Origin of the sequence: Labrenzia sp. THAF191a, assembly GCF_009363335.1 — a bacterium.
Lineage (GTDB): Bacteria > Pseudomonadota > Alphaproteobacteria > Rhizobiales > Stappiaceae > Roseibium > Roseibium algicola.
In genome coordinates this window covers 3139378-3165896 of sequence record NZ_CP045333.1, presented here as the reverse complement: position 1 = coordinate 3165896, position 26519 = coordinate 3139378, and the positions used below count along the sequence as shown (strand labels likewise).

The following is a 26519-nucleotide window of genomic DNA, read 5'->3' as shown; positions in this document are numbered from 1 at the left end:
TCTCAAATGTTCATCAATTGTTCCAAAGCTCTTTCAGCCCCGTTTTGCGGTGGCGATCAATCCTTCCAGCCCGAAGTTTTTCATGATCGGGCTGATTTCACTGGCATCTATCGCAACAACCTTCTCCATCACGTCTCCTCCCCCGGAAAGGAGACGAACGGAGAATATTTTTTCCTCGTGAAATCCATCGCTTCCTCTGTTCGGAGGTCGGTCACATTCCCGGCCTCGACGTCATCCGCCAAATTTGCAGCGATCAGTAGGTTGCTTTTGTCTGCGTGAATCCGGGATTTCGTCAGGTACCAACGTCCGAAGAAAATAATGGTATCGTAAGCGTCAATAGGATGAAGCTCCTGATACTGCTCGTCATAGGCCTCAAGGTCATGTTCCTCGACGTATTGAGCAAACCAGAGTGTCTTCTTCAAAGCCTCGTGCAGCTCTTCATCACCACGGATCAGTTCAACCATCTGCACGACGTTCTCATATGGAACTTTGCGGCCACCGTAGCGCTTGTTGCCGGCAAAGAAGGCCCTGCCTTCTTCCGTCTTCTCAAATGCGGCCAGCTCTTCCCGCCAGCCGGTCAAATCTTCAAAATCCGCCATGGGTCCTGCGTCCAAATTCCCTAGAAAATGTTCATTCTTTGTTCCTGAGAGGATTGTGGTTGATCCAGTGAATTTTTGCAACCTGCCGCTGGAGCTTTCCTGAAGGCTTCCCTTGCCGCGGCCCTGGCTATCGTTTCTCTTCGACCGATGCTGCTGGTAATGCCCCCGCCTGACCGGCCAAAGCAGGCAGGGTCAGGCAGGCAGGGGCTCTTGCTGCGGCTCAGCTCATGAATTACCGGTTGCCAGCTCAAAACCTTCGTCGATCCAGCCGGTCACGCCACCTGCCATGATCTTCACCGGGCGTCCCAGTTCCGCAAGCCGCAACGCCCCCCGTGCGGCACCGTTGCAATGCGGGCCGGCGCAATAGGTCACGAACAATGTCTCCTCCGGCCACCTGGCCATCTTGGAACGGATGATCTTGCCGTGGGGAAGGTTGATCGCGCCGGGCACATGGCCTTTTTCGAACAGCGCCGGGCTGCGCACATCCAGCAACACAAAGCCAGGCTCGCCCTGAAGGGCGTCGTGCACATCCCAGCAATCGGCCTCGAAGGTAAATTCAGCGGCAAAATGTTCCCTGGCGAGATCGCTCGGTGCGGCCGGAACAGCGGTGACATTGTTGGTCATGAAGGTCTCCTTTCCCGCTGTTTGTCGCCGTATGAACGCCGATTGGCAATTGGCGCGATTGACTATATACGTAAATATCATGACAAAAGATCCAGTCCCTCAAACCGCGGCCCCCTCAGCTCTGGAAGGGCCGCTTGTTGTCGCCCTGCTGTACGATGGGCTCTGCACGTTCGAGTTCGGTATCGTCGCCGAGATATTCGGTCTGGCCCGCCCCGAATTCGGCTCCGACTGGTACCGCTTCGCCAGTTGCCCGGTCGAGGAAGGCCCCTTACGCGCCCATGGCGGCCTGACACTCCTGCCAGACCATGGCCCGGAACGCATAGCCGAGGCGGACATCATCGTCGTACCCGGTTGGAAAGGGGCGGATTACCCGGTTCCCCAAGCGCTTGCCGACCGGCTTTGCGAGGCACACAGCCGGGGCGCGCGGCTCTTGTCCATCTGTTCCGGTGCGTTCGTGCTGGCAGCCACCGGTCTGCTCGACGGTCGCTCCGCCACCACCCATTGGCGTTACGCGGAAAAGCTGCGCGAGCGGCACCCCGCCGTCACCGTCGACGAGGCCTCGCTCTACCGTCAGGAAAACCGGATCTACACGTCTGCGGGCAGCGCTGCTGGCATCGATCTGATGATCGAAATCATCCGCCAGGATTACGGGGCAGACAAGGCCAACTCCGTTGCGCGCCGCCTCGTCGTTCCCGCCCACCGCACCGGCGACCAGGCTCAGTTCCTGGAACGCCCCGTCGCTCATCGCGAGGGCAACGAAATCGCACCGGTTCTGGAGCGGGTCAGGCAGGCGCTGCAGACAGCCTGGACCATTGAAACCATGGCGGCCCTCTGCCGCCTCAGCCCGCGCACCTTCCAGCGCCGCTTCACCGAAGCAACGGGGCTGACACCGGGCGAGTGGCTGGTTCAGGAGCGTTTGGAAGCCGCCAAGGAGATCCTCAGCCGGGGCGACGACGACATGGAAACAATCGCGGCCCGCGTCGGTTTCGGCAGCGCCCACGCGCTCCGCCACCACTTCCGCAAGAAACTCGGCCTGCGCCCAACCGACTACCGCATCCGCTTCGCTGCCCGCACTGTCTAAATGTGGTATGAAATCTAGACTGTCTGCAGATACTTCTGCAGCTTCTCGCGCTGCGGATAATCGGCCAGAAAGTTGTCCGAGTTCACCTGAAACGTGCCGTCCGCTGTCACCACCATGCCGCCCGGTTTGAAATGCGCCGCGCAGAAAAACGGCAAGCCGGGCTTCTTCAGGTCCCACTGCAGAAAACCGCCGCCCATCGGATATTGATCGCGCGGGGCCATATGCTCGTCATGCCGGATCGTGGGCATGACCTTCACCAGACGCTTCGGCCCGGTCACGGTTGCAAGGCTCAGGGCGCGGGTCTGCAGATCGCGGTATCCCGCAGCGCCGCGGTCCGCCAGAATGCCGTCATGCACGGTCGCGCGCCGCCTGTCCGCCTCCTGCGTTTCCTCCGGCAGGCCATACCGCCCGCCCGATCGCAAGGTCGTGCCCTGAAACTCGAACACTTCCGGCAACGGCAAGTGCTTGAGGACCAGCAGCTTGAACCCCTGGTCCAGGCGGCCCTTGTGATAACCGATGTTTTCCTCGGTCCTGCGATAGTCGGACAGAACGATGGCATTCAGTTGAGAGATATTGCCTGCAAAATGTTTCGTCATCTGCCCGACCGGCAGATCGTCCTTGGGTGAAGACAAGGCTGAGCCTCCAGATAAAAACGTCAAAATAGCAATGGCCGGACGCTACCAGCCTTCCCGGTTTCGAACAACGCTCATGGCCGCTTGTCCCCCCTTGCCCAGGCATAGACATAAAAGTCCTCGCCGCCCCGGCCATAGGCTCTCAGCCGCCCTTCGCGCGTTGCGCCCAGCGCCTCGATCCAGCCATGGGCAATGTCATGATTTTCCAGCGTAATCACCTGCAGCCGCCGGCAATCCCGTTCCACAATCTGCCGGATATCCAGCAAGTGCCGTGTGATTGCCGGCACACATCGGCGGAATCGATCCGTGCCGAAGGCCCAGGCCTGCCAGTGGTCCGGATCGAAGGCGGACGCCCGGCTGAAGCCATAGGCCGCCGCCGGCTGGCCATCGTACCAGAGCGACCACACCATGCCCGGCACCGCCGTCTGCAACGCGCAGGCCGCCAGCGCGCGCGTGTCCCAGTCCTTCCACAGACAGGCGATTTCGCGCAGGTCCTGATCGCGCATGTTGGCCGCGATGAAACTGGCGTCCCGCAGGCAAAGGTCGCGGATCAGAAACCGTCCAGCGGGTCGCCCAGTGGCGCCATCCGGCTTTCGGCCCCGGTTCTCAGAACCTTCTTCAGCTCCGCTTTCTGCTTCCATCCCAATGCCTCGACAATCGCATCCGCCTCGTCCGGGGAAGAGCCCAGCCGTTCCTTGATCTCTTCCTTGCTCTCAATCAGGATTTTTCCGTTTCGCATCTTCCAGCGATGCGCCGTCAACTGCGCCTTCACCGTCGCCGACCGCCGGATTGCCAGCCCCAGCCCGCTCTTGGGGTGCAAGGCCTCGCGCAAGCGCCAGTAAAGTTCGGCGCGCAAGTTGTAGAACGGGATCCTGCTGTCCTTCGCACTCTCGCCCGACTGGGCGGAGAAGACGCATTTTTCCGCCGGAATGTTGTTTTCCCGCTTCAGGAAGCCAACCGTGTCCCCGCCCCAGCCGCCCGTGCAGTCCACCACGATCATTGCATTGTCGCGCCGCTCGCGGATGATCAGCGAACCGACATCGGCACCGTCTTTCGTGTCGGTGCCCTTGCGCACGATGTTGGTTTCAAATCGCCGGCCATGCAGCGGCTGCAGCACCGTCCGGTCCTTGCCGCCCTGGGCAACATCCACCGCCAGCACCGTCATCGGTTCGTCCCGATCGATGCCCTGGTCGTATCGCTCGAAGGCAAGGTCCACCCAGCCGGACGGGATCACCTGCCACTCGTGGTCCTGTCGGGCCGCCAGAAAATCTCCGGTCTTCAGCGCCGTGCGCATCGGCTCGGGCATCTGGTCGAGTTGGGCATCGTAGTCCGTTCCCAGAAAGCGGTTGTCCTGCCGCCGTGCCGGAATGAAGGTCCGGCTCTTCGGCGTCCGGACTTCGCCTTCGATCTCCACCGGCTCCGGCCCGTCCACCCACACCGTGCGTATGGCATCGCCGTCGTCAATGAAGACCGCCCACAGGATCTCGCCCGGCTGCACCTTGCCGTAAAGCGGATGCAGCGGATCGAGCCAGGGCGCGAACCAGTCGCTCAGGTAGTCCCCATGCCCGCCCAGCGGCGGATTGGTGGCGATCAAACCGCGGCAACGCTGGCCCTTCCGTGTCGTGCGCAGCCAGCCGAGCACGAAGATGATCTTGCGCGGGTCCATCTGCGCGCCCTCGTCGAAGGCCTTCAGGTCATGGTCGCGCCCCTGCCAGTCCTCTTCCGCCCCCGGCAGCCCCAGGTGGCCAAATTCGATCAGCCGCTCGTCGGGCCCGGTCCACCTTGGCGGATTGCCGGAAATCTTGCCCATGCCCGCCTGGCGCATCAGCGTGTTCATGCGCTCGCTCAAGCCCTTCAGGGACTTGAGCGACTGACGGAAAATCGCTGCCTTGTGGTGGGCAAACAGCGCCAGCCCGGCAATCAGGTCCGTCTTGCCGCCGCCTGCCGCGCCGCCGTAAAGCGTCAGATCGGCTTTTGAGAAATAGCCTTCCGTTTGAGGTCCGGCCTGAGGCCGCCAGACGGAAAACTGGTCCAGCACCCCCGCCTCATCCAGTTGTTTCTGCAAGGCAACCCGCTCGTCCGCAGGCATCCGGTCGATGTGGTCAATCAGCGTTTCGAGGGCCGTCGCCATCCTTTGGCATATCCTTTCCGGTCAGCAATGCCATCACGCCCAGAGCGATTTCCTCCGAGCTGCGCGGTTTCAATGTCTCGAGTGTCTGGCTGTCTTCCGGCTCGCTCCAGACCGGCCATGCTTCCGGCTCCGTCCGCTCCCGCCAGCCGGCACGGTTCTTCATGGCAAAGGTCCAGGCACTGGCGTTGAATTTCGCCAGCTCTCCCCTGGCGCCGTCCTTGCCGATCCGCTCCCACTCCAGAAGGCCGCGCCGGGCGGCTTCTTCCAGCCTTGCGGGCGGAAAGTCCTCGGGAAACTGTTCGGCGTAATAGCGGATCGTCCGGCGGTCGGCGTCCGGAAAACTGTCGATCGAATATCCGGCGGCAATATGCGCGCAAAACTCCGCGCACACCTTCCGGCGCGCTCTGGCTGTCGGCCACTTCAGCGCGCTGCCGCCCCCTTCTGGCAAAGTCATGGGTCGCACTTTCCTGCAAGTCGTCTGGAGGTCAGTTCAAGACACGGTCCGCGGCTTCCCCATCGCCGGTCCTTGGCCCCGGCGCTCGAAGCACCAGATGCAAAAGCCTGCGCCTTGCTGAAATTGTCTTTGGTTTTGGGAAGAAGCGTAAAACCGGTACCAGGCCTCTTGGGCACACTGATCCACGGTAAAATAAGGATGCCCCTTTTTGCCCGGTTTTGTCGAAGCTGTCCACGTCGTCCTAAAGTCTGAAGCCACTGTTTAGACCGCATTTTTCAAAAGCACCCTTGCAAACAGGAACTTGGTGACTGCCTCCGTTGTGCGCATCGGATCATTTTTTTCGGCTCTTGCCGCCCCACCCGCAACTGCCTTCACTCGCTTGTCTTTTCGATTACTCAGACATCGTTTTTCTCTCGCCGCCCCCCTCAACCTGCTTTCAATCTCTCCCGATTTTTCAATGCACCGCTTGACTCGTGTCTCAAAATCTAATTAGTTCGGTGACAGAACGAACTAATGGAGCGTAGCCTTGGCAGACCCCTCGAACATCTCCAGACGCATGTCCTTGAGTGCCATCGTCCAGGCGATTGCCAGCTACAGCCCGATCTCCCGGGCGAGCGTCTCCAAGATCACCGGCCTGTCGAAACAGACGGTTTCGGAAATCGTCGGCAATCTGGAAGAAGAAGGCTGGGTGCGCACGGTTGGACAGACCGAAGGCCATATCGGCCGCCGTGCCGTGGTTTATGAAATCGTGCCGGATGCGGCATCCGTTGCCAGCGTCGATCTCGGCGGCACCAAGATCCGTGTTGCCATCTGCAACCTCACCGGGGCCGTCGTCTCGGAGCTGGTGGAGCCGACCGACAGGCAGGGCGGCATTGCCGTCGTCAATCAGGTCGCGGACCTCATCCGCCGGGCAGCGACCGAAGCCAGCCCCTCGCTCAAGCTGCCTCGTGTCGCCGTCATTGGCGTACCAGGCGCTCCGGACCCGGCTACCGGCCACATCCGCATGGCCCCGAACATCCCCGGCATCGGCGACATCGACGCCCCCGGCCTTTGGCGCGAGATCCTCGGCATCGAGGTCTTTATCGAAAACGACGTCAACCTTGCCGCCCTGGGTGAACACTGGCTCACCAAACGCGGCGACAAGGACGACCTGATCTACGTCTCCATCGGCACCGGTATCGGTGCGGGCATCGTCATCGGCGGCCAGCTCCACCGGGGCATGAACGGCGCTGCCGGTGAAATCGGCTACCTGCCCTTCGGCGCTGATCCGTTCGAACCGGAAAGCCTGGAAGTCGGTGCCCTGGAACGTGTCGCCGCCACCCACGCCATCACCGATCTCTATAAAAGCAAGACCGGCAGAACACTGGACGTGCCGGACATCTTCGACGCCGCAAACACAGGCGACACTGCCGCCACAGAAACGCTGGAAGAAATCGCCCGCCAGGTCGCCCGCGTCATGGCAGCGCTGGCAGCGGTCATGGACCCGTCCTGCATCGTCATCGGCGGTTCCATCGGCACGCGGGACGAGCTCTTCGGCAATGTCCGCAAATTCATTTCCAGATGCTTCCCCCGCCCTGTCCTGATCGAGAAGTCGACCCTCGGCAATCACGCAGCCCTTGCCGGCGGCGCCTCCGTCGCCCTCTCCCGCCTGCACCTGTCGCTTTTCACCGAAGGCCTCAAGGGCGTTGAAATCGCCGTTCCGCCGCCGTCCATCGAAACCTTCAAGAAGGGAGCGGCCTGATGATTTCCTCAAACCTGCATGAAAAGCTGTTGGCCACGCAGGACCGGGACGCCGACATCGATCTCCTTCGCGGCGCTCTGTCGATTGACAGCGTCACCGGCAACGAAACCGGCTTTGCCACCTTCCTGAAATCGCAAATGGAAACGCTCGGACTTGAAACCGGTTCCGGCGAATTCCTGCCTGGTCGCCTCAACGTCTGGGGCCAGCACCAGCCGGTCACCGGTGACGATGCCCCCCGCCTCCTCTTCGTCGGCCACACCGACACCGTGCATGTGCGCGGCTGGCAGGAAGCCTGGCAGGGCAAGCCGCAGGAAAGCCCCTTCGGCGGCGCCTTGATAGACGGTGAGATCTGGGGCCGCGGCGCCTGCGATCTCAAGGGCGGCATCTGCGCCGCACTTGGCGGCCTCAGGCTCTTGCAGAAGGCGGGCTACCGTCCCGCCGGCGGCCTCTCCTTCGCTTTCATCGGCGATGAGGAAAGCGGCGAACCGGGCACCGGCGTCAGCGCCGGCGCTCACGATCTCGTCAAAAGGGTCAAGGACGGCACCATCGCAAAGCCGGATTTCGCGGTCTATGTCGAACCGACCAGGCTGGATGTCTATACGGCCCAGATCGGTTTCTTCATTGCCGATATCACCATAACCGGCAAATCCGCCTATTTCGGTACGCCAAAGCTGGGCGTCGATGCCCTCAAGGCAACCCACGCAATTCTGGGCAACCTCTGGCAACATGAGGCGGAACTGGCAGCAGGACCGAAGCACGATCTGGTCGGCGCTTCCTCCATCCTCGTCACGCATATCAATGGCGGCGGCTATATTGCCGTTCCGGGCGAATGCAAGCTCTCCCTGATCCGCAAGCTCCGCCCCGGCGAGAAGCTGGATGAGGCGGTCGCCGCCTTTGAAGCGGTCGTCCGTTCAGCGCCGGTCGCCGACGGCATCGGCATCGGGATTGCGTACCCCGCCGGCCGTGATCACCGCTTCGGCGGCTCACCCGTCGAGATCTCCCGCCAGACGCCCGCCGCCCAGCAGCTGTCCCGCTGCGTCGAGGTCGCCACGAACGGCCGGAACCTCTCCGGCGGCGCCATCGGCGGTGCGCCCTACTGGTCGGAATCTCCCTTTCTCGTCAACGAGATCGGGTGTCCCGCGGTCTATTGCGCACCTGGGGACATCAGCGTCGCACACACATTCGAAGAGCGCATCGAGGTGGAAAGCTATCTGGCAGCCGTCAGGGCTTTCGCGCTGTTCGTGGCCGACTATTGCGGCCTGGAAGAAGAAGCAGACTGAACCAAACATAACAGAGGGTTAGAAATGAAACTGCTAGTCAAACATCTGGCGACATCCGCCCTTCTCGGGCTGATGTCAGTCTCCGCTATGGCCCAGACGGTCGGTCCCAAGGGCGAAGCGGCGACGCTTTCCGCCGAAGTGACGGTTCCCGACGATGCCGTCGCCGCCATCAAGGACGCAAAGTACAAGGCCGCCCTGCTCTGGCACGACCAGTCCGATTTCGTGAACGCGGTCTCAGCCGGTGCAACGGACGAGTTCAAGCGCCTGGGCATTGAGGTTGTCGCAACCACCAGCGCCGGCTTTGATGCCGCCAAGCAGCGCAGCGACGTTGAAACGGCCATGGCCAAGGAACCCAACATCATCCTTTCGCTACCGCTTGACCCGGTCACATCCGCCGCCGCCTTCAAGGAAGCCCGCGATGCCGGTGTTTCCCTGGTATTCCTGTCCAACCTGCCTGCCGATTATGAGCACCCGCGCGACTACGCGGCCATCGTGACCGACGATCTCTACCAGATGGGTAAACAGGCCGCCGACGCGCTCGCCAGCGCCATGGGCGGCACGGGCACCGTCGGCTGGATTTTCCACGACGCCGACTATTACGTGACCAACCAGCGTGACAACGCCTTCAAGTCGACCATCGAAAACGACTATCCGGACATCAAGATCGTTGCGGAACAAGGCATCAGCGACCCTGCTCGCGCTGAGGAAATCGCCAACGCCATGCTGCTCAAGAACCCGGATCTCGGCGGCATCTATGTGACCTGGGCCGGCCCGGCCGAAGGTGTGCTCGCAGCCCTGCGTGCCAACGGCAACAAGGACACCAAGATCGTCACGCTCGATCTGTCCGAACCGGTAGCTCTCGACATGGTCCGCGGCGGCAACGTTGCAGCCATTGTTGCGGACGAAGCCTATGAACTCGGCCGCGCCATGGCAGCTGCCGCAGCCCTGCGCCTCGTCGACAAGGACGTTCCGCCCTTCATCGCGGCACCGGCCATCACCGTGACTGCAGACAACGTTGCCGAGGGCTGGAAGAAGTCCCTCAACATCGACCCGCCGGCAAGCGTTACCTCCGCGAATTGACCCGGCATTCCGGCAGGCTGCCCATCACAGCCTGCCGGCCAACAGGTCCTCACAACAATTCTAAAAACCCGCACGGACCTCCGAGAAGCAACACCGTCTTTCCGACGGTTAATACCGAACCTTACGGAGAAGTCGCATGTTCAAGTTACAGACACTCCTGGCGTCGACACTGCTGGTCGGCATGACCGCCATGGCCTCGGCTGCTGACCGCCCGCAAACGGTTGGCCCGAAGGGCGAAGCCCCGACGCCGGTCGCAACGCTCAAACTGACCGATGCCGAAGTCGCGAAAGTGGCCGAAGGCAATTACACGGCCGCCTTTGCCTGGCACGAGCTTTACGACTGGTCCAACGCGGTCGCGCGCGGCGCCAAGGACGAGTTCGAACGGCTCGGCATCAAGGTCATTGCCGAGACCGACGCCGGTTTCGACTCTGCCCGCCAGAAGTCCGACGTCGAGACGATCATGGCCAACCAGCCGTCGATCATCGTATCCCTGCCGATCGACCCGACCACAGCACAGACCGTTTACGGCATCGCCCGCGATGCCGGCGTGAAGCTTGTCTTCGTCGACAACGCCGTCGACGGCTTCACCCATGGCAAGGACTATGTCACCGTCGTCTCCGCCGACCTGGTTCAGATCGGCGAAAAGGCCGCTCGGGCACTCGCTGCGTCCATGGGCGAGACGGGTACGGTCGGCTACATGTTCCACGATGCGGATTTCCCGGTCACCAACCAGCGTGACCAGGCGTTCAAATGGACCATCGAAAACGAGTTTCCGAACATGGAAATCGCCATCGAGTCCGGAATGACCGATCCCGCGAACGCCGAAGACATCGCCCGGGCAATGCTGTCACGGAACCCGGATCTCGGCGGCATCTATACGCCGTGGGCAGAACCCGCACTCGGCGTCCTCTCGGTTCTGCGCCAGCAGGGCAACGACACCACCAAGGTGGTCACCATCGACCTCAACGAACCGGTTGCCCTCGACATGCTGAAGGGTGGCAACACCGCGGCAATCATCGCGGACGAAGCCTACAGCATCGGCGTCTACGCGGCCCGGTCCGCTGCGGCCAGCCTTCTCGGCAAGTCCGTCGATCCGTTCCTGGTGGTCGACGCCATCACGGTTGGTACGGATAATGTCACCGAAGGCTGGAACAAGTCCATGAAGATGGATCCGCCCGAAAGCGTTGCCGAAGCAGCCAAGTAAATCCCTTTCCGTGCAGGCCGCGCCTTGCGGCCTGCCGTCACCTACCTCTTCGAACTTGAGGCAATCCATGACCCAGGCGGTTTCGAGACTAAGACAACTCGATTACAAGCAAGGCGTGATCTATTTCGGGTTTCTCGGAATCTTTCTTTTCTTTGCTCTCACTCTTCACGACGTCGGCTTCCTGTCGCCCCGCAACCTGACCAACATCGTTCTGCAGACCGCACCGGCAACGATCATGGCCATCGGTCTGGTCTTCGCGCTGTCCGCCGGGGAGATCGACCTCAGCTTCGGCTCAGTCGTTGCTGTCTCGGCTCTCGCCGCCGCGCTTGCCCTCCAAAGCTACCCGCTGGTCGTCGGCGTCATCGCCGGCATCGGAGCCGGTGCCTTGATCGGCGCCATGAACGGCGTCCTTGTCGCCTATCTGCGCCTGCCGTCCTTCCTGGTGACGCTGGCCACCATGGGCCTCTTCGCCGGTATCGCCCGCTCCATGACGGACCTGCGCTCGATCCCGGTCCTGAACGACACCTTCGCAGGCATCTTCGGCTCCGGCAGCCTGTTCTCCATCCCCTCGCTGGTCATCTGGACCATCGCTGCCGTCGTCATCGGCCATATCGTCTACCGCAACACCCGGTTTGGCGCCCATGTGGTGGCAACAGGCGACAATCCCCGGGCCGCCCAGGTTTCCGGCATCAAGGTTCCGCGCATCCGCCTCAGCGTGCTGACGCTGTGCGGCGCCATGGCCGGGCTTGCCGGCCTGCTCTACGCCGGACGCCTTCAGGCTGCCAAATACACGCTCGGCGAAAGCGACCTGATGACGGTCATCGCAGCCGTTATCGTCGGCGGCACCGCCCTCAACGGCGGCAAGGGCTCCGTCATTGGCGCCCTGCTCGGCTCGCTGCTCATGGGCATGCTCAACAACGGACTGATCCTGATGGGGCTTGATGTCTCCGACCAGATGATCGTCCGCGGTCTCATCATTCTCGTCGCAGTCGCCGTCTCCCTGCGCGACACCAGCCGGTAACCCGGAGGACCACGATGTTTCTCGACGTTCTCATGCGCCGCAACCCGGCCTTCATCGAAGCCGCCATGGCGCTGCATCAGGCCGGCAAGATCCCTGCCAATGCCTATGTTCTCGATCTGGACGCGGTCGAACGCAACGCTCGCCTTTTCAAGGGAGAGGCTGACAAGCACGGCCTGAAAACCTTCGCCATGACCAAGCAGGTCGGACGCCATTCCGGTTTCTGCCAGGCGGTCATGCGCGGCGGCATCGAAAGATCCGTTGCGGTCGACATGGCCTGCGCTCTCGCCTGCGACCGGGCGGGGCTCAAGACCGGGCATCTCGGCCACCTGGTCCAGGTTCCGAGGCAGGAAGCCGCTTTTGCCGCTGCGAAACTGCAACCGGATTACTGGACGGTCTTCTCGTCCGAGAAGGCACAGGAAGCTGCCGCTGCCGCCAAGTCCGCCGGCAGGACACAGAACCTGCTCGCCCGGATCCAGACCGAAGGCGACACGTTCTATCGTGGCCATGAAGGCGGCTTCGACGCGCAAGACATTGTCGCCGTGGCTGAACAGCTTGATGCCCTGGAAGGTGGAGCCTTTGCCGGCATCACGACCTTCCCCGCCCTGCTTTTCGATCTGGAAACGCGCAAGGTCAAACCGACGCCGAACCTGTCGACCCTCGCCCGCGCCGCCGAAGCACTGGCAGCTGCAGGTCGCGGCCGTATCGAGATCAACGCTCCTGGCACCACGTCCTCCGCAGTGCTCGGCGCCCTTGCCGAAGCCGGTGCCACCCAGTGCGAACCGGGCAACGGTCTCCACGGCACGACACCTCTTCATGCAGTGGAAGACCTGCCGGAAGATCCGGCCGTGCTCTATCTCTCGGAAGTCTCTCACCACCACGGTGGCAAGGCCTACTGCTTCGGTGGTGGCCTCTACATCGATCCGGTCTTCCCGAAGTACCCGGTCAAGGCCCTCGTCTCCTCGGAGCCGACTTCCCGCCAGTCTGATCTGCTTGAAGTCGAAATACCCGACTATTCCGCCATCGACTATTACGCGATGATCGACGCCACCTCGCCCAAACCCGTGCGCGCCGGTGACACGGTGGTCTTCGGCTTCCGCGGTCAGGCCTTCGTCACACGGGCGCTTGTCGTCGGCATTTCCGGCGTCAGCGCTGGCACGCCTGCCGTCACCACAATCGAAAATGGCTTCGGAGATGCCGTCTCCTGGCCGGGAGCGTTCCAGCAATGACCGCCGACAATCCCGTTCTGTCCCTGAAGAACATCCACAAGGCGTTCGGTGGCGTCGTCGCCATCGAGAACTTCTCACTCGACCTTCACGCGGGAGAGATCGTTGCTCTTGTCGGCGACAATGGTGCCGGCAAGTCGACGCTGGTCAAGATCATCTCCGGCGTCCATAAGCCAACCTCGGGTGACATCCTGCTGGACGGCACGCCGGCATCTTTCTCAGACGCCAGCTCGGCCCGCAGTCTCGGCATCGAGGTCGTCTACCAGGACCTCGCCCTTGCCGACCAGCAGCCGGTCTACATGAACATGTTCCTCGGCCGTGAACTGACCAAGCCGCCCTTCGGGCTGCTCGACAAGAAGCGCATGCGCAGGGAATGCCAGGAACTGGTCGACGAGCTGGATGTCCGCATCCCCTCCGCCGCCTCTGTCATTCGAGACCTCAGTGGCGGCCAGCGTCAGGGCATAGCCATTGCGCGGGCCACCCACTGGGCCAGCAAGCTGGTTCTGCTGGACGAACCGACGGCTGCCCTCGGCGTCGCGGAAACGGCCAAGGTCGAACAGCTGGTCGCATCGCTGAAGGAAAAGAACCTCGCCATCCTGATCATCAGCCACAGTCTGGATCAGGTCTTCCGCCTCTCCGACCGCATCTGCGTCCTGCGCCGTGGTCAGCAGATCGGCGTTCGCAAGACCAGCGAGACGGACAAGAACGAAATCGTCTCCATGATCACCGGCGTTTCCGGCCAGGCGGCCTGATCCTTCCGCCAGAACCATCAGCCTCCGGCAACTGCCGGAGGCTGATCTGATCACATCAGAACGGAATGGTGACGTTAAGCGTCGCACCATACGAGCGGAAGTCGGACGTCCCGATCCCGTCGTAAAAGCCTTCTCCGGAAATCTGGATGTTACGGCCAGGCACCAGCAGGCCCGCGCCAGCTTCCACACGTGCCCGCAGATCTTCATCGGAAGAGGCAAGCGTCGCATCCGTCGGGGTATCGTCCTGCAACTTGTTGAAGTCGTAGATCCCGGAGAGAGACAGGAACGGCGAGAACAGCAGCTCGTTCAACTGCAGGTCCCAGGAGACCTTGGGTCCGAACTCGAGCCGCCCCAGATCGAAATCCTGCGACGGGATCAGCCGCCCCAATGTGTCCGTGTAGCTTTCCTGTTCTTCGTAGTAATAGGTGATGCGGGCAAATGGACTGACCCTGGTCGTTTCACTGAGCTTGAAGTCGCCTGTCAAACCGCCCTGCAACAGAAACCGCTGCGTTCTGAAATCATCTTCGAAAAGCCCTAGCGCGTTCACGGTGTTGTAGGACTGGCCATACGTCGCCAGCCCATCCAGATAGAAATTCTGATGAACCCGGAGAACAGCATAAGGGCCAGCCATCCAGCCGACGCCGTCGGCGGAGGTATCGGCGGCGCCGTTTCTTTCCTCGGTCAGGTCGAGCTGCCCCAACAAGCCCAGGACGGCCCGGTCCTTGTAGCGATAGTCGACCCCGGCAAAAAACAGCCCGGTCTTGCTGTTGCTGCTGTTGTTGTCGGTGATTGCATACGTTCCCTGGGCCCAGAAATCCCATCCCGACTGCCACTCGGCACTGCCCTCGCCGCCTGAAGGTGCATCTCCGTTGGTGCCGCTCAGGATCGCGAGGGTATCATCCTGCATCACCTGCTGACCGACGGCCGTGTAACTCATCGTGCCGGAGGAGGTGAAATTGTCGAAGACCGCGTACCGTTCGGGCTCGGCATTCGCCACGCGAACGCCGCTCCCGGCTCCTGCCATTGCCGCACTGTTTCCTGTGCCACCACCTTGTTGAAGAGAATTGGCAAAGGCTCGCAGGGAGAACTGGAAGTTTCCGGACTGCGAGGTGGGTGTAACGTCGAAATTGAAGCCGTTGCGCCCACGCTGCCGCCCAAAGGGGCCGCTGGTCAACCGCGAGACGATGTCAGGCTGTCCGGACACGATCGCATTGGCCCGGCTTGTCACGAAGGAGGCAATCACTTCCTTTGTTTTCTGGATATCGGCCGATGCATCCCGGTCATTGGTGAGAGAGAAGCTGACGCTGCTCAGCCCCGTGGCACTCGCGGTCACCGAATATGGCGTGAGACCACCACCACCGTTATAGGACGAGGCAACTGCGTTTGCGGTCATGGCGGAACTGGTCGCCGTTCCGTCCGCAGCCGTGGTCACCGTTTCCGTGTTGGTGCCCGTGCTCGCAAATGTCAGTGACGCGCCACCAGCCGGCGCAGTGAAGGTTACACTGACACCTGCAGCAGCGTTGTTGTTGACGTCTGTCGCTCTCGCGACGAGAACTGCCTCGAACCGGGTTCCGACTTCGGAACTTTGTCCGGACCCCGACACGACCGACAGCGCCGCCGCCGCCCCGCTTGCCGTCCCGCTCACCGATACGTTGAAGGGGTTTTCGTCCGCATCGTCATTGGCGAAGTTGAAGTCGAACCCGAACGCTCCAGGCGCTGTTGGCGTATAGGCCACAGCCAGCGTCGCCGTTCCGCCGCTGCTGCTTACGGTGTTGGAACTCAATGTGAAGCTGTTGACTGTGACGTTGCTTGTGCCGGTAACATTCGCACCAACCGTTGGAGTTGTGAGGTTCAGGACGGCCGACCCGGTGTTCGTGATCGTGTAAGTGATGGTCGACGTTGTTCCCGGCATGACAATTCCGGGAACGGTGTCTGTCCCCCCGTCCGATACGGCATTGCCTGTCGACGATGTAACCTCGATTTCCGGACTGCCAATCGCGGTACCGCTCACCAGGATGTCATACGTGGGTTCGTCGGCGTCATCGCTGAGAATATCGAGTTCGAACGAAAAATTGCCAATTGCACTCGGCGTGTAGAGAACAGTGAAGGTAGTCGATGCGCCGCCCGCGAGCGTTGTGAGCCCTGGCGCGGAGATTGAATCGACCGAAACATTGCTTGCCGAGGCACTGGTTGGCGTTCCGGTCAGGGTAAGCGTCGCGGTACCCGTGTTTTCGATCGTGTAGACCAGTGTTTGCTGGTCTCCCACGTTTACTGTTCCCTGAGCATCCGTTCCGTTATCCGCAATAGAGTTTCCTGCAGGACGCTGCACGTCGATTTCGGGAGTAGCAACCGTCAGAGTGCTTGAAGACGTTCCGGAGTTTCCAAGGCTGGAGGTCAGGTCTCCAGTTGTGTTCGCGAAGGAACCATCTGTGGAGCCGGTAACGTCCGCGCTCAAGGAACAGCTGCCCCCGGCCGCAACGGTGCCTCCCGTGTAGGAAATCACACCAGAACCTGTCGTCGCCGTTATCGTTCCCCCGGTACAGGTGGTTGAGGCGTTTGCAGGCGTGGCTACTGTCAATCCTGCGGGGAGATTGTCAGTGAAATCCAGCGAGGTCGCCGCGACCGCATTGGCGGAGTTGTTGATGACGAAGGAAACCGTCGAGGTTCCACCTGACAGAATAGTCGCAGGAGCAAAGGACTGCGTGAAACTCGGAGTGGACGTTCCCGTGCCCTGTACCGAGAACGTGTAGGTTCCCTCGTCGGCATCGTTGGAGACAATCGTGATTGTCGACGTTTGGGTTCCAAGCGCGTTGGGATCAAAAGTGACCGTGAAGGTCACAGACCCCAGGGCTGCGATCGAACCGCTCGTCGTGCCGGACACCGCAAATTGCGTATTGTCCGAGGATGTCACGCTCGTCAGCGTCAGCGTGTCCGTACCCGTGTTCTGGATCGTGAAGACATTCGCATTGGTACCGCTGGAAACCGAAACACTGCCGAAGTCGGTGCCGTCGGCAGCCGACGGCGTCGTATCACCACTGGCGATACTCGTGCCGTTCCCCTGGACGTTGATCTCCGGAGCCACACCCGTGCCTTGCACGGTGAAGGTGTATGTTCCTTCGTCGGGATCGTTGGATTCAATCGTGATTGTCGACGACTGCGTTCCCAGGGCATTGGGATCAAAAGTGACCGTGAAGGTCACAGACCCCGACGCGGCGATCGAGCCGCTGGTCGTGCCGGATATCGCGAATTGCGTGTTGTCCGAAGATGTCACGCTCGTCAGCGTCAGTGCATCTGTTCCGGTGTTCTGGATCGTGAACGTATTTGCGTTGGATCCGCTCGCAACCGAAACGTTGCCGAAGTCGGTATCATCCGCTGCGGACGGCGTCGTATCGCCACTGACGATACTTGTCCCGTTCCCCTGAACGTTGATCTCTGGCGCGATACCAGTCCCTTGTACCGTGAACGTGTAAGTCCCTTCATCGATGTCATCGGAAACGATGGTGATCGTAGCAGTCTGGTTCCCACCGGCGTTGGGATCAAAAGTGACGGTAAAGGTCGAAGACCCCGAAGATGCGATCGATCCGCTTGTCGTTCCGGAAATGGCGAACTGGGTGTTGTCCGACGACGTTACACTTGTAAGCGTCAGCGTGTCGGTTCCTGTGTTCTCGATGGTGAACGTATTCGCCACAGATCCGCTCGAAACCGCAACACTCCCGAAGTCGGTATCGTCCGCCGCACTCGGAGACGTATCCCCGCTGGCAATACTGACACCGTTTCCCTGGACGTCGATCTCGGGTGTAATGCCTGTTCCTTGAACACTGAACGTATAGGGACTCTCGTCCGCGTCGCTCGAGACGATCGTAATCGTTGACGTTTGCAAACCCGTCGCAGACGGATCGAAGGTGACCGTGAAGGTTACAGATCCCGAAGACGGTATCGAACCGGCCGTTGTCCCCGACACCGCGAATTGTGCGTTGTCAGAGGATGTCACACTGGTCAGTGAGAGCGTTCCATTACCCGTATTCTGGATTGTGAAGGTATTTGCGTTTGTACCGCTTGAAACAGAAACGCTGCCGAATTCGGTATCATCTGCCGCCGAAGGGGTCGTGTCCCCACTGACGATGCTTACCCCGTTGCCCTGAACGTTGATTTCAGGAGAGGCGACCGTCAGCGTGGCAGATGACGTCCCGGAATTTCCCAGCGACGATGTGAGATCACCTGTGGTGTTGACGTAACTTCCGTCACTTGCAGACGTCACATCGGCACTGACGGTACAAGTCGCACCCGCCGCGGCGGTTCCGCCAGTGTAACTGATTACACCCGATCCGCTGGTAGCCGTGAGTGTGCCACCGGTACACGTCGTGGCAGCGTTCGACGGAGAGGCCACGGTCACTCCCGAAGGCAAGTTGTCGGTGAAATCGAGAGATGTCGCGTCCACACCGTTCGCAGAGTTGTTGATCGTGAATGTGACGGTCGAGGTGTCGTTTGCCACGATCGTACTGGGGGCGAATGCCTGGGTGAATGTTGGAGGCGTCGTCGGTGGAGTAACTTCGCCGCTGGAACCGGCATCAAGATAGGTGAAATTAATGCCTGTAGCACCGTAGGATCCGGTGATTGTGCATGTCGTGGTACAATCGATCGTCTGAGTACCTGGCGACGTTACGTTGATGGTATCCGTTCCATTGGTAACGGAATACGAGAGGACATTCCCCGGGTCGTTTGGACCGTTGTTGATATCGAAATTGGTGAGACTGCTTCCAGAACCCTGATCCTGGATCAATATCCAGTCGTCGTCCGCCGTAGTAGGTCCAATGCCACTTTCCCGCGTGCATTCATCCAGTGTGAGGTTCAACACGAGAGGATCGAGCGGGACAGAATTGCTTGGACAGTCTGTGTAGGCCGCCCTCGCGTCGTCAGGCATGGCTCCCAGAAAAAGCATCAGAAACGCCAGCTGTACAAAGCGCAACCAGACGCCTGCGCACGCGGCTTTGCCGAGCCTGGCTCCCCATACGTCACAAATCATCAAATCACCACAGAGCGAACCACTGTCGCTGCACCCCAAAAAGAAAGAGCCAAGGCTCGAAGGCCCGGTTTTTGTTAGCCGCCAAATACAACCTTGGCGTGATTTTTACTAAAACAATCTTTGGTTTAAATTCTACTACGCTCAAACTTAAATAGAATTCAAGCGCAAATCCGATCACATTTTTGACTGACCACATCTGCGTCAGGAAAAAGGATTCAATTCTGACAAATTCTAACTATGGTTGAAAGATTTGGTCAGAATTGAATTTTATCCTCTTTAGGGCGAATAATTCTCTTAAAAATTGCAAAATTTGGCGATCTTTACCACTATCTACAGTGACGAACACTCAACAATCCAGGAACTGATTTCAGAATTTTCTAATTGCATTCTGAAATATATGTATGTGAAGGTTGTAGTGTAATTTGAGTCCAATTTCTCTTTCATACAACCTGTGATTCGCAAAAGCAGGAAATCCAGACAACATCTGCAAGACCGAAACTTCCTTCGGAAGCAACGGGAGGAAACATGTCAGAACCATTTCTCGCCGAAATACGGATTGTCGGCTTCAATTTCGCGCCACGTGGCTGGGCTTTTACCGACGGACAGATTTTGCCGATCAACCAGAACCAGTCGCTTTATTCGCTGCTGGGCACGACCTATGGCGGAGATGGGCGGACGACATTCGCCCTGCCCGACCTGCGCAGCCGGACGCCGATCCACGAGGGCGCCGGATATCAGCTCGGCCAGAAGGGGGGAGCGGAAACCGTCACGCTCACGGCAGCGGAAATCCCGGAACATTCCCATTCGGTGAAAGCGGTCGCCACTGCCGGAAACAGCAGAACGCCCAACATGTCTCTGTTTGGCTCCGAAATCGCACCGGACAAGGCCTATCGGCCTTACGAAGTTGGCACGATGACACAGATGAGATCAGGAACCGTGACCAACGCAGGTGGCGGGCAGGCGCACAACAACATGCAGCCCTACCTGACGCTCAATTTCTGCATCGCCCTTCAAGGCCTGTTTCCGTCCCGCAACTAATCTCCGAAAGGACATAGAATGTCTGAACCTTTCGTCGGTGAAATCCGCATGTTTGCAGGTAATTTCGCACCGCGCGGCTGGGCCTACTGCGACGGTCAGCTGCTGGCAGTTTCCCAGAACGACGCCCTGTTTTCACTCCTTGGAACCATCTACGGCGGAGATGGCCGAACCACATTCGGTCTGCCGGACATGCGCGGACGAATTCCGCTGCACGCGGGCACCGGCCCCGGCCTCAGCCCGCGGCGGCTCGGCTCCAAGAGCGGTTCGGAAAAGGAAACGCTCACGGGCAACCAACTTGCCAGTCACTCGCACGGCTTCAATGCCAACACCGGCCTGGCCGACCAGACGTCGCCGGCGACGCATGTTCCGGCAGCCGGCGCAGGCGTGAGCTTCTACGCCGATGCCAGTCAGGACATCTCCATGGCGCAAGACATGATTTCAAACACTGGCGGCTCCCAGTCGCACACGAACCTGATGCCGACAATATGCGTGCATTTCATCATCGCGCTCTACGGCGTTTACCCCAGCAGGCATTAGGAGGCGAACCATGTCGGAACCCTTTATCGCTGAAATCCGAATTTTCGCGGGCAATTTCGCCCCTCGAAGCTGGGCCTTTTGTGACGGCCAGCTCCTTCCCATCTCCCAGAACACGGCGTTGTTCTCTCTTATTGGAACGACCTACGGCGGCGATGGACGCAGCACCATGGGTCTGCCGGATCTGCAGGGCCGCGCCCCGATGCATCCAGGCAGAGGCCCTGGCCTCACGTCCCGCAGACTGGGGGAAAAGGTTGGTGTTACGACCGTCACCCTGACAGAAGCGCAGATCCCCTCACATTCTCATACGGTACGAGCAACCAACGGCAGCGGCGGCGTTCCCGGCCCCTCGTCATCGACTTCCTTTTCCAGCTCCGGCCTGGATTCGCTTTACCACACGGACACTCAGACGAACCAGGTCGACATGGCCATGGAAACACTGTCCGCCACCGGCGGCAGCCAGTCACACGACAATGTTCAGCCGTATCTGACGCTGAACTTCATTATTGCGCTCCAGGGGCTTTATCCCTCCCGCGGCTAACCAATGCAGGACGTTGCCGGACAGGCCAGGCCGCCGGCTTCAGATCAGCAAGAGGAAACGCATCATGTCAGTCGAAGAAGCAGTTCCCGAGGAATTTGAAGGGAACGTGACGGCCGATCCGGTCTATTTCCGGATTTTCTTTGCCGCAGTCACACCGAACGGAGCACTTGAGTACAAGGATCAGGCGTCTGAGAACGGCGCTTTCAGCGCCTCCTTTACTCAGCTAACGAATTCAAGCTTTGCCACCGAACGGCTCAACGCATCCGTGACCCAGGAAGGCTATGTCGCCCTGCTTGCGGAAGACAGCGGGTCCGGAAACCTGGCCTATATCCGGGAAAACCGGGACGAAAACGCGCCACAGCGTTTTGCTGACCCGCTTGACCTCGGCAAACCTGCCGGTGTTCCAGGTTTCAATGATACGTTGCTGATCAACGGCGTCACCGGTCGGCAGAACATTTTCGTCACAAGTTCGGCGCCGGACAACGCCATCTGGTGGCGTTTCCAGAACAACAACACCGTACAGATGGAAACCATCACGGTAGTCCCGCCAGGCACGACGACACCAATTGAAGTTACGGTACCCGTCGAAATTCCGCCGAGCCAGCCCTGGGCGGACTGGCAACAAATGGCCGGGGCGCTGCGGAGCCTCGCCGCAACCCAGAACGCCGATGGCCGCATCATTCTCACCGGCATCAATTCGGACGGCGTGCCTTATCTGAACTTCCAGTCCACCGACAGGCCGCTTCTGCCGGAGGGCTGGGAAGGTTGGCAAGATATCAGCGGCGGCCTGACCGGCTTCGAACAGCTTGTCCTTTGCATTGACGGCAATGCGCTCGTTCACATCTTTGCCCGCATCGGAAAAAATATTTACATGAAAGCTCAGGACGAAGTCAGTTCACTCGACTTCTCCGACTGGGCACTGTTTGCAACGTTTGATGCGCCTGTCGGCAGCATGGCCGCTTCCAACTCCTCCAACGGAGGAATTTATCTGGTTGCGCTGACTGGCTCCGGATCCGACTGCCCGGTCTACGCAAGCTACCAGACCAGTTCCCTGGAAACCTCCTGGACGGCTCCACGGGTCATCGCCCATGTGGATGGCGGCAGCACGCTCAAACTTCAGCCGAACGCCAATACGCTCCTGAGCCTTTTCGCCCTCGATCCGGCGTCAAGCACGGCTTCCTACCTGCCTCAGATATCGCTTGATCACTGGTCGGCGACCTGGACGTCCCTGGGCGGACCGCTTTCCGTAAGCGCGCTGACACGGGACGTCACGCCGAACACCGAATGACGACTGCATTTGCGATCGATCTGCCGATGCCGCAGACAGCCATGTCCCTGGCCCCGCGCGCACGCGCGGCGGCCCGGGGCATCACCTACCGGGCCTTGCATTCGGGTGATCTTCCGTTCCTGGCAAGCCTATACCGTTCGACGCGCGAGGCCGAGCTTGCGCGCACTCCATGGACGGAAGCCGAAAAGCAGGCCTTTATCGCAATGCAATTCGAAGCCCAGCACCGACATTATCAGGAGCATTATCCTGACGCCCTCTGGCTGGTGATAGAACGAGACGCCAGACCTGTTGGCAGGCTTTACCTGGAACGCTGGACCCGCGAACACCGGATTATCGACATCGCCTTGATACCCGAAGTACAGGGACAAGGCCTTGGCAGCGCCGTCTTGCAGGATCTGATGGATGAGGCGCGAGAAGCTGGAAAAGCGCTTTCCATTCATGTCGAAAAGGAAAATCCTGCCATGCGGCTCTATCACCGCCTCGGTTTCGAAAAGCGGGAAGACAAGGGCGTCTATGATCTCATGGAACACCCCTGCCAAACCTGAAGAACCGAGCCCGGCCATCAGACTGCGGCGGCCACCGGCCTGTCAGTCAGTATGCGATCAGGTGAACACGGCTTCATACTGAATACCGGCTTCCTTCTGCGCGACCGGAACCAGAAACACGTCCTGCTCGCCGAAATCCGGCCGATAGAGCCTGTAGATGGATTGCTCCAGCAATGGCTCCTGCGGACCTTGCCACAACGTGGAAAAAGCCCCTCCCTGCCGCTCGCCGGAGCCCATCAATTTGACCTCCACGAGCGACAACTGGATATCAGCCGGAACCGACCTGACCTCGAACACCTGATCCAGCAGCTTTTCAAAGTCGTGAAGGGTCAGTGTTTTCAAGTCGGTCATCAATTTCTCCAAACCATCTGTCCAAATGTCCCGGCGTCGACGCGGGGGACGAGCAATTGGAAAGTTGTAGTTCAAACTTCCGACAACCGTAAAGGGGCGATTGCAAAACCTGCTGCAAACCTTTTGAGAACAAGGGCGAAGCCCCTCTTTCAAGTCGTGCATTCCTCCTGCATTGGAGCAACGCAGGAGGGATGACATCTTCTTTCAAAAGCCGATTTCCGGATCAGCAAGGCACCAGCCCGCCTCCGGTCCGGCGTCGAACCGTTCAGTGATCGACGGAGCTTTCCTCACCAAGCCTTTTCGCCAGCCGGCGCAGAACGGCCTTGTTGCGGCTGGTAACCGTCGAGCGTTTCCAGCCATATTTTTCGCAGATCCGGGAGAACTTGCCGCCGCCCGCCTTGCACATCACTTCGAACTGCAGGGCGCGGCGTGCATCCGGGTCCTCGATCAGGGAGAACCAGGTGATCGCCTCTTCAGCCCGGCTGATCGCCCGGGGCGGGTAGGTCCGCCGGCGCCGGGCGATCTTGCCCTGGCATTCGGGCCAGCTGGCCAGGACCGCTCGAGGTCCGTCACCCTTGCCGGTCACCGCAATCACTTCGACAGCCTCCGTCAACCGGGCCAGGATCTGGTCAGGTACGCTTGTTTCCATATCGTCTCTCTTGAAACTGTAGTGGGCACAGAAACGCGCGGCCGCTCAAACAGCCCCACGGCAGCAAAGATGCAGGCCTGAGGCGATTATTTGCCCTGGCCCTCACGCTCTTTCTGGTAGCCCTCTTCCCACAAACCGAAGTAATCGGCCTTGGGCGGATAAGGATTGTCCTCACGGGACTTGCCTTCCCGGCACGCGGTCGCTCCGCGTTCAAAGGCAAAAATCTGAGCCTTCGTCAGGTAACCGTTCATGTTCAAAACCCCCTCTCTCAAAATACCGGTGAAAGATCCGTCTGGCGCCGGCTCCCGCGAGCGCGGCAAGCCAAGCGTGCAATCCCTGAGCGACTCAATACAGCCGATGATTGACGGCCGCAGTGTAATCAACCGACACCAACTGACAATAGTACTCATGCAGCGATCCCCTCCCGGCCCGTTTCCAGGAGTTTGTCAAGTTCGTAAGAGAGCAGAACAGCGAGCGTAAGGGTGGGAGCGGACGGGTTTATTTGCCTTGCACTGCCAAGCAACGCCTCCAGATCGATCCTGTCGAACTGGTCCAGAAAACCTCGCCGTTCCACCCAGTCCGGCTTGTTCAGGACAAGCCAGGAAACGGCAGTAAAGCATGGCGCTGACCAGTTCCCCCGGTTCTCCGCGGTGTTGATCAGACCGAAGACGAGGCGCAGATGTTCCGCCCCGTGTTTCGTCAGCAGGGTCTGGCAAGTTCTGCGAGCCTTCGACTGGTGCCGCCCATGCACCCGTCTGGTGTGGCTGATGAAATGAACGCCATACTCGGCAGCGATCCTGTCGACCAGTCCTCCCGAAGCCATCAGACCCGACCTTTCTTTTCCACAGCGATACCTTGCACCGCTGCAAAAGCCGCTTCTGCCTTTTCCCTGGCCGTACGCGGCAAATGTTCGCTATTTGTTCTTTTTGCGAAAGGTGCTTGCCTCATGTGCTGTCTGCTCCCGACAACACCCGGATTGCCCTTCGGGCTGGAACTGCCGCGCACTTCCCTGCCCTGCTTCAGGTTCCGCAACTCCAGAGTCAGCAACCTGTTGCGCGCCTTTTCCAGCGCGAACTCGTCTTCCAGGCGGGCACTCGGTCTTTCCGCCCTGATCCTCAGATGCGCGACCTTTGCCTGCGCTTCCTCAATTTCGTCCTTCAGGTCCCTCATCGGCCGGTCTCCTCTGCCATTTGTCGAAGGATTGTCTGAACTTCCATCGTCACTCCCACGCATTCACTTGATGACTCAAATTTCGTACGCTTAATGCGTACACATATCAACTGGACTCCGTACGTTTTTACTGCTAATACGTATGCATCTTACGTGACCTGGTGACCGAATTATGGATATGGACGAACAATCTGCAGTCTCCCGCCAGCTTGTGGAACTGAAGGACCGCAGTGGCCTGTCGATCCGCGCCATCGCACGGGCCATGGGTTATCAGAATGCCTCTTCCATCCAGCGCTACTTCAGCGCCGACTACCTGAAACCTGCACTGCCGTCGGATTTCGTGGCGAAGCTTCTTCCTGTCCTCCTGGGCAAGGGCGAGCAACCGATCACCCGGGAAGATATTCTTGCGCTCGCCCCCGATTCCATCACCGATCTGGATGCCTCCAGTGCACCGTCAAGAGCCGCCACGCCTCTGGAGGTCAAAGGCCAGGTGGCTGCCGGCCTCTGGATGGAGTCCGGATTGTTCGAGACGGATGCCACCAAGAAAACCAGTTTCGCGGGAGACCTTCGCTTTCCGAGCGAAAGCCAATATCTTTTGCAAATCAACGGCGAAAGCCTCAACCGGATTGCCTGGAGTGGCGATTTGATCCTGTGCGTCGACTACCTGGAAGCAGGCATTGAGATCAAGTCGGGAGACCTTGCCGTCGTGGAGCGGACCAGAGACGGCGGCCATACCATCGAACGCACTGCCAAGCGGATCATCCGCCGGAACGGCCAGATAGAACTGCAACCGGAATCCAATGATCCGCGCTTTCAGGAGCCGGTCATCTTCAACGAGCACGATGAAGAGGCAACGGAAGTCCGCATCATAGCCAAGGTATTGAGCGTCATCCGGCAGGTCGTCTAGCACCGCCGCCCCTGCCTCCACTTCTTCTCAGGCCGGAACACGGCCCGCCCCCTCGCGCATTTCGCGTGACCGGACCACCGCGACCGATCACGTCTGGACGCGGCGCCAACACTTCAGGGCAGTCATACGCTTTTGTCATATAGCCGGTTGAAGAAGAATTGACATGTACGCAAATTGCGTATACACTTTCAACGTATTTTAGATGGAGGCTTTTTTGGCTTTGAACCTCGACATGTCGTTCTATTCAGTGATTTGCGAACTCGAAAACTGCTTCTACACACCGGAAACCGATCTGGCAGACATGAGCCTGCACAGGATCATCGAGGATCTTCAGGCCGGGCAACTCGAGAAGGTTCAGGCGGTTCTGGAATACAATCCCGCGGAAGGCTGGTGCAACGACATCACCAGCGCGGTCCTGTCCGCCGCCTTCCCCGAGATCGGGGAAGACGAGGAGGAAACCGCGGAAAACTGGTCGGACTATCGAACCGAACGTCTGACCGCCCGGCTTGCCGGTGTCACCGCCAGGGTTGCGGCCTGAGGTTTGGTCTGCCTCACAAGGGCGAGATAAGCAGCCATTTTTAAGCCTGACAGATAGCAGACACGTGAAAGAACTCCTTAGTCGGGTGTTCAAGGCAACCGGCCAAAAAGACG

General features: G+C 59.8%; 27 protein-coding genes. 15 read left to right on the top strand and 12 right to left on the bottom strand.

Translation table 11 applies throughout. The features are described from left to right. Positions 1-128 precede the first annotated feature (128 nt). The gene (locus tag FIV05_RS14470) at positions 129-599 is read right to left on the bottom strand and encodes a hypothetical protein (protein WP_152510040.1); all 471 of its coding nucleotides are present in this window, start codon (positions 597-599) and stop codon (positions 129-131) included. 225 nt (positions 600-824) lie between these two features. Beyond that, positions 825-1223, bottom strand: coding sequence for a rhodanese-like domain-containing protein (locus FIV05_RS14465; RefSeq protein WP_023000422.1), 399 nt, complete (start codon positions 1221-1223; stop codon positions 825-827). Between the two features lie 79 nt (positions 1224-1302). Here FIV05_RS14465 and ftrA point away from each other — a divergent pair, with 79 nt between their 5' ends. Continuing rightward, entirely contained in the window at positions 1303-2304 is a 1002-nt protein-coding gene (gene ftrA / locus FIV05_RS14460; protein WP_152510039.1) for a transcriptional regulator FtrA, read from the top strand. A 14-nt stretch (positions 2305-2318) separates the two neighbouring features. Here ftrA and FIV05_RS14455 read toward each other — a convergent pair whose 3' ends face one another. The 4 genes from FIV05_RS14455 to FIV05_RS14440 all read right to left on the bottom strand — a co-directional run bounded on the left by FIV05_RS14455 (position 2319) and on the right by FIV05_RS14440 (position 5521). Further along, positions 2319-2936, bottom strand: coding sequence for a hypothetical protein (locus tag FIV05_RS14455; RefSeq protein WP_152510038.1), 618 nt, complete (start codon positions 2934-2936; stop codon positions 2319-2321). 74 nt (positions 2937-3010) lie between these two features. After that, positions 3011-3442, bottom strand: a complete 432-nt coding sequence (locus tag FIV05_RS14450; RefSeq protein ID WP_152510037.1) for a hypothetical protein — start codon at positions 3440-3442, stop codon at positions 3011-3013. A gap of 44 nt (positions 3443-3486) precedes the next feature. Continuing rightward, the gene (locus FIV05_RS14445) at positions 3487-5067 is read right to left on the bottom strand and encodes a terminase (RefSeq protein WP_152510036.1); all 1581 of its coding nucleotides are present in this window, start codon (positions 5065-5067) and stop codon (positions 3487-3489) included. After that, the gene (locus FIV05_RS14440) at positions 5039-5521 is read right to left on the bottom strand and encodes a hypothetical protein (RefSeq protein ID WP_152510035.1); all 483 of its coding nucleotides are present in this window, start codon (positions 5519-5521) and stop codon (positions 5039-5041) included. Before FIV05_RS14440 ends, FIV05_RS14445 begins: the two co-directional genes overlap by 29 nt. Before the next feature lie 526 nt (positions 5522-6047). Between FIV05_RS14440 and FIV05_RS14435 the strand changes: the two genes are divergently transcribed. The 7 genes from FIV05_RS14435 (at position 6048) to FIV05_RS14405 (ending at position 13822) form a co-directional block, all read left to right on the top strand. Then, positions 6048-7262 (top strand): ROK family transcriptional regulator, encoded by a 1215-nt coding sequence (locus tag FIV05_RS14435; protein WP_082444494.1) that lies wholly within the window; start codon positions 6048-6050, stop codon positions 7260-7262. Further along, positions 7262-8542: a M20/M25/M40 family metallo-hydrolase gene (locus FIV05_RS14430; RefSeq protein ID WP_152510034.1), complete on the top strand. Its 1281-nt coding sequence runs from the start codon at positions 7262-7264 to the stop codon at positions 8540-8542. Before FIV05_RS14435 ends, FIV05_RS14430 begins: the two co-directional genes overlap by 1 nt. A 24-nt stretch (positions 8543-8566) precedes the next feature. Beyond that, on the top strand, positions 8567-9622 hold the full coding sequence (locus tag FIV05_RS14425) for a substrate-binding domain-containing protein (protein ID WP_173013849.1): 1056 nt from the start codon (positions 8567-8569) through the stop codon (positions 9620-9622). Positions 9623-9758: 136 nt separating this feature from the next. Beyond that, positions 9759-10826: a substrate-binding domain-containing protein gene (locus FIV05_RS14420; protein WP_152510033.1), complete on the top strand. Its 1068-nt coding sequence runs from the start codon at positions 9759-9761 to the stop codon at positions 10824-10826. A 67-nt stretch (positions 10827-10893) separates the two neighbouring features. Continuing rightward, positions 10894-11847, top strand: a complete 954-nt coding sequence (locus FIV05_RS14415) for an ABC transporter permease (protein WP_031269094.1) — start codon at positions 10894-10896, stop codon at positions 11845-11847. Between the two features lie 14 nt (positions 11848-11861). Further along, on the top strand, positions 11862-13073 hold the full coding sequence (locus tag FIV05_RS14410; protein WP_152510032.1) for an alanine racemase: 1212 nt from the start codon (positions 11862-11864) through the stop codon (positions 13071-13073). Then, the gene (locus tag FIV05_RS14405; protein ID WP_152510031.1) at positions 13070-13822 is read left to right on the top strand and encodes an ATP-binding cassette domain-containing protein; all 753 of its coding nucleotides are present in this window, start codon (positions 13070-13072) and stop codon (positions 13820-13822) included. The genes FIV05_RS14410 and FIV05_RS14405 overlap by 4 nt, the downstream gene beginning before the upstream one ends. A gap of 55 nt (positions 13823-13877) precedes the next feature. Here the strand turns inward: FIV05_RS14405 and FIV05_RS14400 are convergent, their stop codons facing one another. Then, positions 13878-18743 (bottom strand): choice-of-anchor D domain-containing protein, encoded by a 4866-nt coding sequence (locus tag FIV05_RS14400; protein WP_173013848.1) that lies wholly within the window; start codon positions 18741-18743, stop codon positions 13878-13880. Between the two features lie 627 nt (positions 18744-19370). Between FIV05_RS14400 and FIV05_RS14395 the strand changes: the two genes are divergently transcribed. From FIV05_RS14395 to FIV05_RS14375, 5 genes are all read left to right on the top strand, one after another. Further along, complete coding sequence (locus FIV05_RS14395) at positions 19371-19883, top strand: tail fiber protein (RefSeq protein WP_152510029.1); 513 nt, start codon at positions 19371-19373, stop codon at positions 19881-19883. Between the two features lie 18 nt (positions 19884-19901). Next, complete coding sequence (locus FIV05_RS14390; RefSeq protein WP_152510028.1) at positions 19902-20420, top strand: tail fiber protein; 519 nt, start codon at positions 19902-19904, stop codon at positions 20418-20420. A 10-nt stretch (positions 20421-20430) separates the two neighbouring features. Then, a complete protein-coding gene (locus FIV05_RS14385; protein WP_152510027.1) occupies positions 20431-20958 on the top strand; it encodes a tail fiber protein in 528 nt (175 codons plus the stop codon). Positions 20959-21022: 64 nt separating this feature from the next. Next, positions 21023-22246 (top strand): hypothetical protein, encoded by a 1224-nt coding sequence (locus tag FIV05_RS14380; protein WP_152510026.1) that lies wholly within the window; start codon positions 21023-21025, stop codon positions 22244-22246. After that, positions 22243-22791 carry a GNAT family N-acetyltransferase gene (locus tag FIV05_RS14375; protein ID WP_286202190.1) on the top strand — a complete coding sequence of 183 codons (549 nt, stop codon included), beginning with the start codon at positions 22243-22245 and terminating at the stop codon, positions 22789-22791. The genes FIV05_RS14380 and FIV05_RS14375 overlap by 4 nt, the downstream gene beginning before the upstream one ends. Before the next feature lie 57 nt (positions 22792-22848). Here FIV05_RS14375 and FIV05_RS14370 read toward each other — a convergent pair whose 3' ends face one another. From FIV05_RS14370 to FIV05_RS14355, 5 genes are all read right to left on the bottom strand, one after another. After that, positions 22849-23142, bottom strand: coding sequence for a hypothetical protein (locus FIV05_RS14370; protein WP_031269092.1), 294 nt, complete (start codon positions 23140-23142; stop codon positions 22849-22851). Between the two features lie 265 nt (positions 23143-23407). Beyond that, on the bottom strand, positions 23408-23791 hold the full coding sequence (locus FIV05_RS14365; RefSeq protein WP_075282637.1) for a DUF6362 family protein: 384 nt from the start codon (positions 23789-23791) through the stop codon (positions 23408-23410). 86 nt (positions 23792-23877) lie between these two features. Beyond that, on the bottom strand, positions 23878-24042 hold the full coding sequence (locus FIV05_RS31605) for a hypothetical protein (RefSeq protein ID WP_023000400.1): 165 nt from the start codon (positions 24040-24042) through the stop codon (positions 23878-23880). Positions 24043-24197: 155 nt separating this feature from the next. Continuing rightward, positions 24198-24614 carry a hypothetical protein gene (locus FIV05_RS14360; protein WP_152510025.1) on the bottom strand — a complete coding sequence of 139 codons (417 nt, stop codon included), beginning with the start codon at positions 24612-24614 and terminating at the stop codon, positions 24198-24200. Then, the gene (locus tag FIV05_RS14355; protein WP_152510024.1) at positions 24614-24961 is read right to left on the bottom strand and encodes a hypothetical protein; all 348 of its coding nucleotides are present in this window, start codon (positions 24959-24961) and stop codon (positions 24614-24616) included. The genes FIV05_RS14360 and FIV05_RS14355 overlap by 1 nt, the downstream gene beginning before the upstream one ends. A gap of 178 nt (positions 24962-25139) precedes the next feature. Between FIV05_RS14355 and FIV05_RS14350 the strand changes: the two genes are divergently transcribed. Beyond that, a complete protein-coding gene (locus FIV05_RS14350; RefSeq protein WP_173013847.1) occupies positions 25140-25868 on the top strand; it encodes a S24 family peptidase in 729 nt (242 codons plus the stop codon). A gap of 214 nt (positions 25869-26082) precedes the next feature. After that, positions 26083-26406, top strand: a complete 324-nt coding sequence (locus tag FIV05_RS14345) for a hypothetical protein (protein WP_152510022.1) — start codon at positions 26083-26085, stop codon at positions 26404-26406. Positions 26407-26519: the final 113 nt, after the last annotated feature.